This window comes from Alteromonas sp. McT4-15 (assembly GCF_020515205.1).
Taxonomy (GTDB): domain Bacteria; phylum Pseudomonadota; class Gammaproteobacteria; order Enterobacterales; family Alteromonadaceae; genus Alteromonas.
This window is the reverse complement of record NZ_JAJALG010000039.1, coordinates 1-16,877: the sequence shown is the minus strand read 5'-3', so window position 1 is coordinate 16,877 and position 16,877 is coordinate 1. Positions and strand designations below refer to the sequence as shown.

Annotated in this window: 9 protein-coding genes; 7 read left to right on the top strand and 2 right to left on the bottom strand. The window is 44.1% G+C overall.

Features of this window, described 5'->3' with window-relative positions:
• The first annotated feature begins 3 nt into the window (after window positions 1-3).
• The 5 genes from LHL20_RS18355 to LHL20_RS18335 all read left to right on the top strand — a co-directional run bounded on the left by LHL20_RS18355 (window position 4) and on the right by LHL20_RS18335 (window position 9,946).
• Entirely contained in the window at window positions 4-2,559 is a 2,556-nt protein-coding gene (locus LHL20_RS18355) for a TonB-dependent receptor domain-containing protein (protein ID WP_319003249.1), read from the top strand.
• A gap of 217 nt (window positions 2,560-2,776) precedes the next feature.
• Window positions 2,777-4,624, top strand: a complete 1,848-nt coding sequence (locus LHL20_RS18350; RefSeq protein ID WP_226434314.1) for an alpha-amylase family protein — start codon at window positions 2,777-2,779, stop codon at window positions 4,622-4,624.
• A gap of 214 nt (window positions 4,625-4,838) precedes the next feature.
• Window positions 4,839-6,722, top strand: a complete 1,884-nt coding sequence (locus tag LHL20_RS18345; RefSeq protein ID WP_413228907.1) for a glycoside hydrolase family 13 protein — start codon at window positions 4,839-4,841, stop codon at window positions 6,720-6,722.
• A gap of 37 nt (window positions 6,723-6,759) precedes the next feature.
• Entirely contained in the window at window positions 6,760-8,241 is a 1,482-nt protein-coding gene (locus tag LHL20_RS18340) for an MFS transporter (RefSeq protein ID WP_226434313.1), read from the top strand.
• Between the two features lie 4 nt (window positions 8,242-8,245).
• The gene (locus LHL20_RS18335; protein ID WP_226434312.1) at window positions 8,246-9,946 is read left to right on the top strand and encodes an alpha-amylase family glycosyl hydrolase; all 1,701 of its coding nucleotides are present in this window, start codon (window positions 8,246-8,248) and stop codon (window positions 9,944-9,946) included.
• 88 nt (window positions 9,947-10,034) lie between these two features.
• Here LHL20_RS18335 and LHL20_RS18330 read toward each other — a convergent pair whose 3' ends face one another.
• Window positions 10,035-11,072 (bottom strand): LacI family DNA-binding transcriptional regulator, encoded by a 1,038-nt coding sequence (locus LHL20_RS18330; protein WP_226434311.1) that lies wholly within the window; start codon window positions 11,070-11,072, stop codon window positions 10,035-10,037.
• Between the two features lie 249 nt (window positions 11,073-11,321).
• Here LHL20_RS18330 and glnS point away from each other — a divergent pair, with 249 nt between their 5' ends.
• Window positions 11,322-12,989 (top strand): glutamine--tRNA ligase, encoded by a 1,668-nt coding sequence (glnS, locus tag LHL20_RS18325; RefSeq protein WP_226434310.1) that lies wholly within the window; start codon window positions 11,322-11,324, stop codon window positions 12,987-12,989.
• Window positions 12,990-13,081: 92 nt separating this feature from the next.
• On the opposite strand, the gene LHL20_RS18320 is transcribed toward glnS, so the two are convergent.
• A complete protein-coding gene (locus LHL20_RS18320) occupies window positions 13,082-13,825 on the bottom strand; it encodes a YciK family oxidoreductase (RefSeq protein WP_226434309.1) in 744 nt (247 codons plus the stop codon).
• Window positions 13,826-14,132: 307 nt separating this feature from the next.
• Here LHL20_RS18320 and LHL20_RS18315 point away from each other — a divergent pair, with 307 nt between their 5' ends.
• Window positions 14,133-16,745: a VolA/Pla-1 family phospholipase gene (locus tag LHL20_RS18315; protein WP_226434308.1), complete on the top strand. Its 2,613-nt coding sequence runs from the start codon at window positions 14,133-14,135 to the stop codon at window positions 16,743-16,745.
• Window positions 16,746-16,877 lie beyond the last annotated feature (132 nt).

Here is a 16,877-nt window from a genome sequence, read left to right as displayed (position 1 = left end):
ACACTGACCCTAGTTAACGGTAAGCGCCATGTTGCAGGTTCTCCATTCTCTAATGCAGTTGATACGGGTTCAATCCCAGCTGCAATGATTGAGCGTATTGAAGTTATCACAGGTGGTGCATCTGCGATCTACGGTTCTGACGCTGTTTCTGGTGTAATCAACGTAATTCTTCGCGATGACTACGAAGGCGTTGAATTGAACTTTGACGGTTCTGCAGATTTAGAAGATGTAGGTGCTCGCACTAATAACTACAGTGCATTAGTTGGTGCAAGTACTGAAGATGGCCGTGGTAACGTAACCTTCTTCGCAGAAATGAACAACATCGCAGAAGTAATGGAACCTGACCTTCAACAAGCGGAAGCGTGGGGCACTATCGTAAACCCAGATAACACGGGTGAAGATGATGGTATTCCAGACCGTCTTCGTCGTCGCTATGTTGGTTCAGAAATGATCAACGGCTTTGGTGTAATTAACCCATTTGGTGGTGGTCCGCGCATTACCTTTACGCCTGACGGTACGCCAATTGACCAAGTAGACCGTATCGGTACAAACAGCTTCGCATTTGGTAATTTCGACCAGCGCTACGACACGGTATTCTTTGGTGAAGACTATCGTAACTATGTGCCTGACCAAGAAACATTGACGTTAGCAAGTACTTTCCGCTACGACATTACTGATAACATCCGCTTCTATGGTGATATCAAATACGTAGACAAGAAAATTGAGCAGCAATTCCAGCCTTCGTTCCGTTTTGGTAACGTTTCAATCAACGTAGAAGACAACGCTTACCTTGATGATGTGACACGTGCACGTCTTCTTGACGGTGGTCAGTCTGTGGTTGGTTTCTCTCGTTTCTTCGACGACATTGGTAACCGTTCTGCATCGAACGACCGTAAACTATGGCGCTTTGTTGGCGGTTTCCAAGGTTTCTTCACACTTAGTGAAACAGACTTTGATTACGACTTGTACTACACCCGTGGTGAGGTTTCTAACAAACGTCGTACGTTAAACGACTTGATCCCAACTAACTTTGTAGCTGCGCTTGATTCTGTAATCGACCCAGCAACAGGTGAAGCTGCATGTCGTAGTCAAGTTCCTGATGCACAGGGCGAAGGTTACGAGGATCCAGCAGCAGTAAACGGTCAAAATTGTGTACCTTTTAACCCGTTTGGTTTTGGTCAAGCGAGTGCTGAAGCAGTAGATTTCGTATCTGGTGATGTTCAGCGTGAAGACGAAATCACACAACAAATGTTCGGTGGTACTGTTTCATTCGACTCTACAGAGTGGTTCGAGCTACCTGGTGGTCCAGTGGGTATCGCATTGGGTTACGAATACCGTGAAGAAGACGTAGTAACAACTACCGATGAATTCACTAAGCAAGGTTTCTTCACTAACGCGGCGACACCTGATTCATTCGGTGGTTACGACGTAGAAGAATTCTTCATTGAATTACGTCTACCGCTACTTGCTGATGTAGCATTTGCAAAAGAGTTATCAATTGACGCTGCATACCGTGCTGCTGACTATTCACACGCGGGTAGTGCAGATGCATGGCAAGTAGGCTTCATGTGGGCACCAATTGAAGACTTGAGAATTCGTGGTACGGTTGGCGAAGCAGTACGTGCGCCTAACGTAGACGAAGCTTTCTCGCCATTGTCTCCTGGTTTTGCTCGCGTAAGCGATCCATGTGATGCTGATAACATCGATGATGATCCGGATCGTCGCGCTAACTGTGCCGCGTTGGGTATTCCAGAAGGTTTTGAAGCGAACGATAACGTAAGTATCGAGATTCTATCTGGTGGTAACCCTGACCTATTCTCTGAAACAAGTGAATCGAGAACAGTGGGCGTAGTGTGGACTCCTGAGTTCATCGAAAATCTATCGGTTACTGTCGATTTCTATGACATTGAAATCGAAGACGCAATCACAGAAGTTACTGCGCAAGATATTGCCGATAACTGTGTAGATGCGACAGGTGGTCCAGATGCGGGCTTCTGTGCGCAAATCGACCGTGGTGCTGATTTTGATATCGACCTAGTTCGTTCTGGCTTTATCAACGCGTCAGCAATCAATACAGCGGGTGTGGAATTCCAAATCCGTTACACAACTGAACTAACAGAGTTTGACCTTCCAGGTGAAATTCGCTTGAACCTACAAGGTAACAAAGTGAATGAGCTTGAAGTGTTTGAATTCCAAGACCGTCCAGATGAAATCAACGTAGAAGTAGGTGAGCTTGGCGACCCTGAGTATCAGTTCCGTACTATTGTTGATTACCGTATTGATGAGTGGAACTTTAACTACACTAGCCGTTATATCGACCGTGTAGCAACGTTTGACGTTTCACCAGGTGGTGGTTCTCCAGAAGATACTGATCCAGGTTTCGTAGGAAGCATCTGGACTCACGACTTCAGTGTTGAATATATGTATAGCGAAAACGTAGACATGTATGTTGGTCTTCGTAACGCGTTCAACAAACTGCCTCCAGGTTACACATTCGACCCACTTTACGACTTGTTGGGTAGACGTGTTACTGCTGGTGTAACAGTACGTTTTGACTAAGTCCATTCTCCCCGGACACAGCCACCTCATTTGAGGTGGCTTTTTTGTTTCTTGAATACGTATGCATGTTTTTTAACAATCGTTTAACGCGTATCCTGTTAAAACCTTGAATCAACAAAATGTATCCATGCGTACACTAAAGCATTCTTTTCGGTTTAAACCACTTACGCTTGCTATGCTGTCCATAGGATTATTAGCATGCACCGACTCTTCAACTATGAACACCAACAAAGCTGAATCTGCCCCAGTAGCACAAAGCGTTGAACAAACCAATGACGATACTGTGCAGTACATAAGCGATGAACGAATTGGTAAGCCTGTTGTGTATCAGGTGTTTACGAGGCTATTTGGTAACACCAATACGACCAACAAAGCATGGGGCACACTAGAAGAAAACGGCGTGGGTAAATTTGAAGACTTTACCCCACAAGCTCTTGCCGCTATTAAAGCGCTAGGTACAAGTCACATTTGGTACACTGGTGTTCCACATCATGCATTAGTAACAGACTATACCGAGTACGGTATTTCACAAGATGATCCTGATGTTATCAAGGGCAGGGCTGGCTCTCCCTATGCTGTAAAAGACTATTACAACGTCAATCCTGACCTAGCAACTGACCCAGCAAGGCGTTTAGAGGAGTTTGAAGCGCTTATTAAGCGTACTCATGAAGCGGGTATGAAAGTGATTATCGATATTGTGCCAAACCATGTCGCTAGAGACTATCGCTCGCTTTCCGCACCAGAAGGTGTCGCTGATTTTGGTGAAAACGACGATACGTCTGTGGAGTATGCTAAGAATAACAATTTTTATTATGTCGTTGGCGAAGGTTTTAAAGTACCTACATCTGAAAACTATAAAGTGTTGGGTGGCGAGCCACACCCGTTAAGTGATCAAAAGTTTGATGAATTCCCTGCAAAATGGACGGGAAATGGCGCACGAGCTGCTAAGCCAGATATCAACGATTGGTATGAAACCGTTAAGGTGAATTATGGTGTAAGGCCAGACGGCACTTATGATTTTCCGTTGTTACCAGCGAATTATGCTAACCAAGGTATTGAACAGCACGCTCAATTTTGGCAAGACAAAGTACTACCAGATTCTTGGTATAAGTTTAGAGATATTGCGCACTATTGGTTAGATAAAGGTGTTGACGGTTTTCGCTACGATATGGCTGAAATGGTACCTGTTGAGTTTTGGTCATTCTTAAATAGCAGCATTAAACAAAAAAATCCTGATGCATTCCTCTTAGCTGAAGTGTATCAGCCTGACAAATATCGAGATTACATTCATAAAGGGAAGATGGACTATCTTTACGATAAAGTAGGCTTTTACGATACGTTGAAGCAGATAATGCAAGGAAAGGGGAGAGTCAGTGAGTTGGTCGCTATTCATTCTGAGGTCAGTGATATTGCGCCACATATGCTACATTTTCTTGAAAATCACGACGAACAGCGCATCGCAAGCCCAGGTTTTGCCGGATCTGCAGAAAAAGGCAAGCCGGCACTAGCGGTAAGTGCACTTATAAGTGCATCACCTACGCTACTGTATTTTGGTCAAGATGTTGGTGAAGATGGCAGTGAAGAGACCGGCTTTGGTGATCCTACTAGAACATCTATTTTTGACTATGTAGGTGTTCCTGCCCATCAACGTTTTATGAATAACGGTAAGTTTGATGGCGGTGGCTCTACCAAAGACGAGTTGGCACTGCGTGAGTTTTACGAAGACGTTATGGCTATCGTTTCTTCTAACTCAGCAATAAAAGGGGACTTCGTTAACCTTCACGACCTAAACCTTGGTACCCAAGGTTCAGCTTATAGCGAACAGCAGTTTGCATTTGCGCGAATAAACGAGCAAAAAGGGTTTGTAGTTGTTGCTAATTTCGAAGAGAGCGAGGTTGATAATATTACATTATCTCTTCCTAAAACCCTAATCTCTAAGTCGGCGCCTTCGCAAGTGCTTACAGCATTACTTAGCCACGAAGACGTTGTTATAAGCGATAGCGGTGAGCACTTTACTGCTGAGCTAACACTTAAAGGGCTTGAAACTAAGGTGTTTGCGTTTTAACACCACTTTCACTTTTTAATTAATTCGCTCAAGGCCAGGTAATTACCTGGCCTTTTCAATTAAGCCGTACAAATTCTGCTCGCTGTGACTATAGGCTTGCTGCTTAGCACCGTGAATACGTATGCAGTGCATTGGTCTTACTTAAGAACAAAGGTAGTATCAACGTACCTTCATCTGCTTAACGTATTTTTAACAAGAGGTCACAGTGGCAACCATAAATTTTAAAAAAGCTAACCTAATAAGCCGAGAAAATCGTTATTCCTCATCGGCGTGTTTATTGGCCATAGCAAGTTTAGCGTTTCCCACAATTGCCAATGAACTTACGGTTTCGCCGCCAAACTGGTGGGTAGATATGGCAGCTAGCGACGTAGAGTTGATGGTTTATGGCGATGATATAGCAGACGATACCGTAATGGTTTCAAAAGGCGCTGTAAGTATTACGAAAACCCAAGCACTAGATAGCGAAAACTATTTATTTGTAACGTTAAATACTGAAAAAGCCAAAGCAGGCGAAGTCATTTTAACCTTTACCGACAGTGATGGAACGGTTCGCGAAAAATCATATTCTTTGCTTAAACGCAAAGCGGGTTCAGCACAGAGACAGGGTTTTAGTCCTAAAGATGCTATTTATCTTATAGCGCCAGATCGGTTTGCTAATGGTGACCCTTCAAATGACAACGTCGAGGGCTATAAGGACACAGTCGATAGGGCTGCAAAAGGCGGTCGACATGGCGGTGATATCAAAGGAATAATAGATAATCTCGGTTACGTTAAAGAGATGGGCTTTACCCAAATTTGGACGATGCCTCTACTTGAAAATGCGATGGATAATTACAGCTATCACGGCTATTCAACAACAGATTATTATCAAGTAGATCCGCGCTTCGGTTCCAACCAAGATTATGTCGAGCTTAGCGAAAAAGCGAGTGAAGCGGGTATCGGTATTATTATGGATATGGTCTTAAACCATATTGGCAGCACTCACCAATGGATGAAGGACAAGCCTTCGCAAGATTGGATTAACAATAATGGTGTATTTGTGGGTACGACGCATAAGCGTGAATCGCTGCATGACCCTCACGCCGTAGAAAGCGATAAAATTGGGTTTAGCGATGGCTGGTTTGTTCCCACAATGCCCGACTTGAACCAGCGCAATCCTCACCTTGCTAACTACCTTATTCAAAACGCTATATGGTGGGTCGAATTCGCAAATTTAAGTGGTATCCGTGTAGATACATACTCTTATCCTGATAAAGACTTTCTTAGCCAGTGGACTACACGCCTTATTGAGGAGTATCCAAACCTTAATATTGTCGGTGAAGAATGGTCAGTGAACCCTGCTATAACTGCATACTGGCAACGAGGCAGTCATAAACATGACAACTACGTCAGCGCCTTACCATCGGTCATGGATTTTCCATTACAAACTGCTTTGGTAAAAGCACTTGATAGTGCAGAGAGTTGGAATTCAGGTTTCATCAGTGTTTATGAAACACTGGCAACTGACTTTTTGTATGCAGAGCCAAATAACCTCGTTGTCTTTGCTGACAATCACGATATGAGCCGTGTGTTTACTCAACTTGGACATGATGTGCGTAAGTGGAATATGGCGATGACGTTTTTCTTAACAACGCGCGGTATACCTCAGGTGTTTTACGGCACAGAAATCTTAATGCAAAACGAGGGGACAACAGACCACGGCGTTATTCGTACTGACTTCCCGGGGGGCTGGAAAGAGGACACGGATAAAAACGCGTTCAGTGGTAAAGGTCTGTCTGAAGAGGAGCGCTGGGCACAGCAACGAACAAAATCGCTGCTTTCACTACGCCGCGAATACCCAGCACTTTTTGAAGGCGAGTTGAAACATTATGCACCAAAGGATGGCGTGTACACCTACTTTAGAGTGAATGAAAACGATAAGTCTCGCGCACTGATGGTCATTTTGAATAAAGAAGAAACCGATGTTGCTTTAAGTCAGTACCGCGAACTGTTAGGGCGCTACACTAAAATTACACGATTAGACGATGGCAAAGTTATGCGCACTTCAGATGTGCTATCTTTACCAGCGATGTCTGCCACTGTCTTCATTGCACAATAACTCGCAGTTTTAATATTAACAATAAATAGAGCAAACTATGCAAACAACACAACCTCGCCTGTCTTTTTGGCAAATTTGGAATGTCAGCTTTGGCTTTTTAGGTGTTCAATTTGGTTTTGCACTGCAAAACGCGAATGTCAGTCGAATCTTGTCAGATTTAGGTGCAGATCTACATTCACTGTCTTTGTTTTGGTTAGTCGCGCCTATTATGGGCCTAATTGTACAACCTATAGTGGGTTCAGCTTCTGATAGAACATGGAATAAATTAGGGCGACGACGTCCGTTTATATTAGCGGGGGCGATTGCTGCGGTAATTGGTATGATCCTGTTGCCAAACGCGCCAATCTTTGTTGCCTTTTTAGCGCCTATGCTAATGGGAGCATTGATGGTGGCACTAATGGATGCGTCATTTAATGTATGTTTTCAACCATTCCGTTCGCTTGTATCAGATATGGTGCCTCCTTCGCAGCGCAATGTCGGATATTCGATTCAATCGCTCTTAATCAACATTGGCGCGGTTATTGGCTCTATTCTTCCGTTTGTGTTAACGAACGTAATTGGTCTTGAGAACACTGCTCAAATGGGAGAGGTTGCTCCTTCAGTAATGTGGGCGTTCTATATTGGTGCTACGGTTTTACTTGGTACCGTAATTTGGACAGTCATTCGCACTAAAGAGTATGCACCAGATGAGTACAATCGCTACAAGGGCTTAAGCGATGCCGATGTTGCTGAAATGTCTAAAGAAAAGGCCCCACTTTTGAAGCGTTTGGGCGAGTTCTTTGACCTTGTTATCAATATGCCCAAGACGATGAAGCAACTTGCTGTAGTGCAGTTCTTTTCATGGTTTGCACTTTTTATTATGTGGGTTTACACCACACCTGCTATTACGCAGCATATTTGGAACGTGGATAAGCAATGGTTTGACCCCGCGTTTATTGCTGCGGCGCCTGTTGTGCCAGAAACAATCACAATGGCGAAAGGCGCTGCCGGTGATTGGGTGGGTATTCTCTTTGCTGCTTATTCAGTATTCGCGGCTATCTTCTCAATTTTTCTTGCGCGTTTAGCCGATAAGTTTGGCCGAAAAATGGTTTATGCGGGGGCACTGGCACTCGGTGGTATAAGCTACGTTAGCTTCTTGTTGTTCCAAGATCTGACTATGGTTAACGTAAATTTACTTATCACTGAGGTTACTGTTCCTCTAGGCGCCGTAAAATTACTTATCCCAATGATAGGCGTAGGTATAGCATGGGCAGCTATTCTAGCGATGCCTTACGCCATGTTGGCGGGGGCGCTACCAGCAAATAAAACAGGTGTGTACATGGGTATATTTAACTTTACCGTTGCAGCACCTCAAATTGTATCGGGTTTAACTGCAGGCTGGATCTTAAGCAGCGTATTTGAAAATGATGCAAAATACATCATTGTAGTTGCGGGTATCTCAATGTTAATTGGCGCAATAGCAGTATTCTTTGTGAAAGAAGCAGATACAAGCGCATTACAAGAAGAAAAAGGAGAGTAGCGCGATGTCTTTTAAGCTAAAAGCACTTGCATTAACCTTGACCTCGCTATTAACCGGCGCATGTTCAACGCAGCATGTACAAAACGATAGCCAGTTGCAAACAAATGAAACGGAAATTGTTGGTACTAACGTGCCTTTTGCCAGCGAAGCGGTTTATTTTGTTGTTACCGACCGATTTGTTGATGGTGATCCTAGCAACAACCATGAAGACCAGGGGGGCGACCATCCAACTTGGCAGCTACCACTTGAAGGACCCGACGGAAAAAAAGCCTATGTGGGTTATATGGGCGGCGATCTTAAAGGCATTTTGAATAATGCAGATTATATAGCCGATTTAGGTTTCACCGCTGTATGGATGACACCAGTAGTAGATAATCCCGATTATGCATTCAATGGTGATGAGCCTATTACTTATGGTGGCGCTTTTAAAGATGGTGGTAAAACAGGTTACCACGGCTACTGGGCCACTAATTTTTACAAAGCCGATGAACACCTGGTAAGTGATGATCTCAGTGTAAAAGATTACACAACACAAATGCGCGAAAAACACGGTCTTAAATCGGTATTCGACATTGTTGCCAATCATGGCAGCCCTAGTTTTACCATGGAAAAAGATCTACCGGGATACGGAGAGCTGTATGATGCTCAGGGGAAATTGGTGGCAGATCATGGAAATTTAGCACCTGAAGAACTGGACCCAGAAAATAATCCATTACACGCTTTTTTTCATAACTACCCAGACCTAGTAAAGCTTTCTAACTTAGACGATGAAAATCCATTGGTGAGAGACTATTTGATTAATAGTTATCTGTATTGGATATCGCAAGGTGCTGATGCGTTTAGGATAGATACTATTCGCCATGTCCCACATTCATTTTGGCGAGAAGCTTCAGACCGAATCCGTGCAGAAAACCCTGACTTCTTTATGTTTGGCGAAAGCTTTGACTATGAAGCAAATAATATTGCACAGCATACACTGAAGAAAAATGGTGGCGTAAGTGTTCTAGACTTCCCAATGCAAAAAGCGATGGTTTCAGTGTTTGAAAAGCCACTTGAAAGTGATTTTTCAGCACTTGAAAAGGTGCTATATCTTACGCATGGCCCTTATCAAAACCCTTATGAACTTACTACGTTTTACGACAACCACGATATGGCGCGTATGAATGCTACTGATGAGGGATTTATTAACGCACACAACTGGTTGTTTACGGTGCGTGGAATACCTGTTGTATATATGGGGTCAGAGGTAGGTTACATGCGTGGTACGGCTGAACATGCTGGTAACCGAAACTACGTGGGGCAAGATGTACTCGATAGTGCTATGTCTCACCCCATAGGTATCGCGCTAAAACGCATTGCAAACGTGCGAAAGACAACACCAGCGTTGCAGCGTGGCATTCAAGTTAATGTGGAATTAAATGGCCACAAAGCAATATTTTACCGCGTACTGCAAAATCAAGATAACGCACAAACAGCATTGGTGCTGTTGAATAAAAGTGACCAAGCAGACAATTTCACTGTGAGCAACTATTTGCAAGAAGGCGAATGGGTTGAGCGCCTAAGCGGTGAAAAACGCACAATAGAAAAAGGACAAGCGTTGCAATCTCAAGTTGCACCTAATGGCGTACAAGTGTGGGTGTTAGAGGGGGCACCTTCTAATGAAGCATTACTAGAAGCTGTGCGCTTTCAGTTATCAAGACAATAACGAGAGCGTTACAAATATACCGGAAACTAAAAAGCGCCTAATTAATGGCGCTTTTTAGTTGATTATTGGCTTTTAGTTGCCTTGTGCTCTAAAGCTCTACTGCTTTATCGCTGCCGCAAGATTGTCGGATAATAATATCTGCTGGCATTAAGTAATCTTCCACGGCTTCATTATTAATTGCTTTTAGCAACGTATTGACCAGTAGCTCTCCCGCAAGCTTGGTATTTTGTTGGACGGTGGTTAGCGCGGGCGTGGTATACGCAGACACAGCAATATTGTCGTAACCCACCACAGCGACTTGTTCGGGGACACTAATTTTTGCTTGACGCAGCGCTCTAAGGGCACCCATCGCAATAAGGTCTGAGGCACACACGATAGCTTCTGGCAACTCATTGCTTTCAATAAGCGACTTCACTGCCAACGCCCCCGCATCTTCTGTAGAGATTGCATTGCGCTGTACACTTCGATGGCTCAACTTATTGGCACTGAGTGCGTGGTAATATCCATCAAAACGCGCTTTAAATTCAGGTGCGTGTTCCCCATTATCTCCTAGGAAGGCAAATGAAGTTTTGCCTAGCGAAAGTAGATGCTCAGTAATACTTTGCCCGCCTTGGAAATTGTCGCACCCAATACTCACCCCTGGATGAGCTTCATCTGGCGCGCCCCAGCGAACAAAATGGGTTCCCTGTGACTCTAGCTGAGCAACCTTTGTTTGGTAATCGGTATAGTCGCCGTAGCCGAGTAAAATAATGCCATCTGCTTTATTAGAATCCTCGTATTCTGCATGCCAATCGTCCTCTAGGTTTTGAAACGAAACCAAAAGGTCATAATTTGCATGCGCACAGGCACGTGTAATACTTCCTAACATCGCCAGAAAGAACGGATTAATCATTGAGTCATCAGAAGTAGGGTCTTCAAACAACAACAAGGCAATGGTACTGCTTTTTTGTTTCCTCAAGTTACTCGCGTTTTTATCTACTTTATAGTTAAGTTCGCGAGCAATTCGCTGTACACGGTCTCGTGTTTCTTGATTTACGAGCGGACTATTATTTAATGCTCTTGAAACCGTAGACTGTGATACGCCTGCTAAGTGCGCTATATCGAATGAGGTTGCTTTTTCTTTCATAAACACCATATTTTGCTGCTACGACAGTGTTATCGCACGAATTAGATTACCACAGTTTTTTATTGTTACCTGTATTTTGATGCCTTTTACAAACGTTTCAGACCATTAGTGACCAATTTGTTACAACTTGTGGTCTTTATTCCATCAGTTGTTAGGCTTTACTTAATAAAACATGGTTGATCTAATTGTGACAGTGTTATACTGCAAAAAATTTTTATAGATTTATTAGTGCATAAGGGGAACATGCGAATGGCCGAGACTGAACATCGTCCGACCAACTTTATCCGTCAAATAATTGATAAAGACTTAGCCAGTGGGTTACATGACGCTATCAAAACGCGATTTCCACCAGAGCCAAATGGTTTTCTTCACATCGGCCACGCAAAGTCGATCTGCCTGAACTTTGGTATTGCACAAGACTATACCGGTACATGTAATTTGCGTTTCGACGATACTAACCCAGCAAAAGAAGACATTACTTTTGTTAACTCAATTAAAGAAGATGTTGAGTGGCTTGGGTTTACGTGGGATGGTGATGAACGGTATTCATCAAACTATTTCGATCAGTTACACGCATATGCCAACGAACTTATCGATAAGGGCTTGGCATACGTCGATTTTTCTTCGCAAGATGTTATGCGTGAAATGCGCGGTACGCTAAAAGAGCCAGGAAAAAATAGTCCGTATCGCGACACCGATGTTGAAACAAATAAGCGTGAATTTGCCAAAATGACAGCGGGCGACTACCAGGAAGGCGAGTGTAGTTTGCGAGCCAAAATTGATATGGCATCACCATTTATGTGTATGCGCGACCCTGTGATCTATCGCGTTAAGCACGCACACCATCACCAAACGGGTGATAAATGGTGTGTTTACCCTATGTACGATTTTACGCACTGTATTTCTGATGCTATCGAGGGGATTACACATTCATTGTGTACCCTGGAATTCCAAGATAACCGAAGACTGTACGACTGGGTGATTGAGAACATCAGCATTGACTGCACACCGCGTCAGTACGAGTTTTCACGTCTTAACCTCGAGTACACTGTACTCAGTAAGCGTCGTTTAATTCAATTAGTTGATGAACATCACGTAAGCGGTTGGGACGATCCACGTATGCCCACAATCGCCGGTTTGCGCCGTCGCGGCTATACGCCAGGCTCAATTGTTGAGTTTTGTAAGCGAATCGGTGTAACCAAGATGGATAACATGGTTGAAATGTCCATGCTTGAAGCCTGCATTAGAGATGACCTCAATGTAAATGCACCACGTGCTATGGCCGTACTCGACCCAATCAAGCTTGTTATCGAAAACTATGATGAAGACAAGCATGAAACCTTGGTTGCGCCAAATCATCCGAATGATGACGCAATGGGCACGCGTAATATTGGTTTTAGTCGCGAAGTGTTTATTGAAGCAGAAGACTTCCGTGAATCTGCTAATAAAAAATTCAAACGTTTGGTTTTAGACAAAGAAGTACGTCTTCGCAATGCATACGTGGTTAAAGCCAATCGCGTCGAAAAAGATGCAGAGGGCAATGTTACAACTGTGTACTGTACGTATGATCCAGACACGTTAGGTAAAGACCCAGCGGATGGCCGCAAGGTTAAAGGGGTTATTCATTGGGTTGACGCAGCAACTGCACAGGCGGCGGAATTCAGATTGTACGACCGTTTGTTTAATGTTCCTAACCCAGCAGCTGAAGACGACTTCACCGATGCGATAAACCCAGATTCTCTTGAGATTAAACAAGGTTGGGTAGAAGCAGGGCTTGTTAATAATGTCCCTGAGGTAGGTGCATGGCAGTTTGAACGCACAGGTTACTTCTGTGTCGATAAGGACAGCACGGACGATAAACCTGTATTCAATCGCACCGTTGGTTTGCGCGATACTTGGGCCAAAATAGGCGAGTAGGGCAGCGTCGATTGCGTTAAAAATCAAAAAGCCGCTATTTTATTAGCGGCTTTTTATTGTGTGGCACTTTAGACTTCTTTCGCTTTAGTCTTCTACTTAGGTTGGCAATCTAAAGATTGGCCATTTACATTCACACTCTCGTTACCCATTAAATATAAATACATTGGCATAATGTCTTTTGGTGTTTTCAACGTTTCTGGATTCTCAGCTGGGAATGCTTGAGCGCGCATATGTGTGCGTGTGCCACCAGGATTAATACAGTTAAAACGCAGTGATTTGTTTTGATATTCGTCTGCCAGCGTTTGCATTACACCTTCTGTTGCAAACTTTGAAACCGCGTAGGTGCCCCAAAACGCGCGGCCTTTTCTACCAACACTCGATGTAGTAAAAATTACTGATGCGTTATCGGCTTTTTCAAGCGCAGGGATAAGCGCCTGCGTCATGTAAACCATACCATTGAGGTTTACTTGCATAACATCCTGCCATTCTTGCGCGTCGATGTCTTTAAACGCACTTAAGTGACCGAGAATAGATGCATTGTGTAATACCCCATCAAGGCGACCGAATTGATCGATGATAGTTTGCGTCATTTGTTGGTAATGACTTGGCGTTGCACCTTTTAAATCTAACGGCACAATAGCTGGCTCTTCGCCACCCGCGGCGACTATTTCATCGTAAACAGCTTCAAGTTTGGCGACAGTTCGGCCCAATAGAATGCAAGTTGCACCATGCGCAGCATATGTACGTGCAGCTTCTGCACCGATACCATCTCCTGCACCAGTCACTAAAATAATTTTGCCCTTAAGTAAATCTTGCGGTGCATTATAGTCGTTCATGATTGTCCTTCGAATACATAGTATTAACCCGCGAATGTTTCGCGCTTTATATTGCACGAGATCATACTCAGACTGAGTCACAAGTAAAACATTCAATGAAAAATCTTAGTAAACGTAAAAAAAGTTAACAAAACTGGTTAACAAAACTTTGCAAAGTTGCAACAAAGTCAATAAGATTGAGGAAGATACAACTGGTCTAACATGTTTAAAGCACTTTTCTACGCTCGCAGGAACGAGGTAGAGAGAGCCAATTATCAAAGGCTTAGTTTTAGACAAAGAATAACAACAATGCTTGTAGGGAGTAGAGATGAGAAAACTCGTATTAAGTTCCAGTGTGGCCCTTGCGCTGGGTCTAGCAGGCTGTGGTGGCTCCGATGAAACCCTTTCTGACATTCAGGCCGAAACAGAAGTCCAAACGCCATTTTCACGTATCGTTTTTGATCCAGCTGCTGGCAACTTAAACGTTCCTAATGACCTTCTAATGCTTCCGGGCGATGATGGTTTCTTCGATTACACACTTAACATTCCTGTAGCTGATCCTACGGATTTTGGTGACCCTCAAAACGCACTGAACGTTTTGGACGGTTGGTCAACACAGCATCCATTTGTCATTGATGTACAAACGCCTCCTGGTACTTCATTAGACGCATCTTCACTTTCTGCGGGTGTGTTATTATTCGAAGCAACATTAGGTCTTGACCAGTCTGACCCTGACTGTGCACAGATTACTACACCATCTGCTGGTTGTAAGTTGGGCGATCAACTTACTTTTGGTGTTGACTACGTTTTAAGCCTAGTCGATAGCAATACTATTTCTGTTGTGCCGTTAAAGCCACTTAAGCCTGCTAAGGGTCACATGTTGGTTATGACAACGGCACTAAAAGATTCGTCAGGTAAATCTGTACAGGGTTCTACTACATGGGATTCTGTTCGCCAAGATATCAATACCAACCCACTTTCAAGTGATGCACAGCTGTCACTACAAGGCTTAGTAAATTCATTGGTTAACCCGCTCATTGGCGCAGGTTATGCTCGCGAAGAAATTACTTATGTATCAGCGTTTACAACACAATCAGTTGCCAATTCATTAGATACCATCAAAAAAGTAATGGTAAGTGAATTTGCTATGCGTGCAGCTGCAGGTGATCAAACCGCAGGACAGGCACTTCCGGCCATTGTTGTTGGTGATGTAGACGTAGCACCAACTGCAATGGAAGCACTTGGTCTAGTCAGCGCTGAAGCCGTTGCTGGTGCTATAGCACTTGGCAAACAGAACCTACCACCTGAAGCTGCGCCTCTTATCCCACTTATTGATGCAACTGATTTCAGTGCATTACAAACATGTGCTGGATTAACAGGTACGGTCACGGGCCAATTGGCTGGACAATGGGGTTTAGTAAACGACTTCGCAGTGGCGGTTTCAACCGGTATTCTTGCGCAAGCAGGCCCATTCTGTGCGGCACAACGTTACGAAGGTAACATTGCACTACCTTATTTCTTGGGTGTACCGAGCGCAGAGAACCCTCTTGCCCCAGTAAATACTTTCTGGAAAGCAGCATGTGACAGCGGTATTGTGTTAGCAGGTACGCCACAAGAAGTACTGGCGAGCGAATCTACAACTGCAGGTCCCAATGCCGTATTGTGTTCAGGTTTAGGTTTAGCTGATGTCCGTGTAAACGGTGAAATGCTAGACAGTGCACGAAATATTACTAAGTTCAATCCTTTCCCTCAGCCAAATGGCGGGAACATGGGCAACGAGACCTTAGACGTGCAGGTAACGGTACCAAACCCAGCTGTTGCTGGTGCGCTTGGATTCCCAATTGCAATGCCTGAAGCGGGATGGCCTGTTGTTATCCTTGCTCACGGTATTACTAGCCAAAAAGAAGACATGCTTGCTATTACAGGAACCTTGTCTCTTGCTGGCATCGCAACTATTGCTATTGACCAACCGCTTCACGGCAGTCGTGGTTTTGATTTAAATGGCGATGGTATTGATGAGCTTAACGCAACGACAGTAAGTGCAACGCACTATATGAACCTTGCAAGCTTGCCAACTGCTCGAGACAACCTGCGTCAGAGTGTTTCTGACTTACTTGGTTTGCGTTTAGGTCTAAACGCAGTGGTAGATACTACCGCAGCGCAAAACGTGAAGTTTGATACTAGTCGCGTTTCTATTATGGGTGTGTCGCTAGGTGCAATAACTGGTGGTAATTTCGCAGCGGTTGCTAATACATCGATGGGTGGTGACCTAGCGGCGTTAGACGGCATGTTCGCTGTTAAGCAAGCATCGCTTGAGTCACCTGGAGGTGGTATTGCGCAGTTCCTTCTTGAGTCACCAGCATTTGGCCCACTTATTAAAGGCTTGTTGCTTTCTCAAGCGTCTGAAGACTTTGTGGCTCTTCTTAATCAGCTTTATGGTACGACAGACGTATCAGAAGCGGAATTGGCGTCTGCGGTAGCAACGTTTGAAGCTAATTTAACGGCTGAGCAAGCGGCAGCGGTAAACGCAGTGTTCTCTCAATTCGCCTTTGCAGCTCAATCGGTGATGGATGCAGGGGACCCGACTAACTATGCCACTACACTGGGCGAGACAACTCCAGTTCACATGATGACTGTTGTCGGTGATGGTAGTGAGGCAAACCTACCTGATCAGGTAATTCCTGTAAGCACAGCGTTACCACTAGCAGGTCAGTTACCATTGGCACAGATAATCGGTCTAGAGCAAGTTACTACTACACAGGGCCCGGGCACAGATCCTATCAGTGCGTTGGTGTTGTTTAATAGTGGCGCTCACGCGTCAAGCTTAAACCCTGCATCAAATGCTGCAGTAACAACTGAAATGCAAAAAGAGGTTGCGGGTTACTTGGCCTCAGATGCACTTGCACTACCTATCTCTGATGAGTCAGTAGTCGCTAATTAAAAGAAATATTAGTGTAAATTAAAAGCCGGCGTTTGCCTAATGCCGATCAGTTAAGAAAAGTTTTAGCGATCGGTTGACCGATCTTTTATAGATGTAAAAATCCGATGAGCATTTGCCATCGGATTTTTTTAT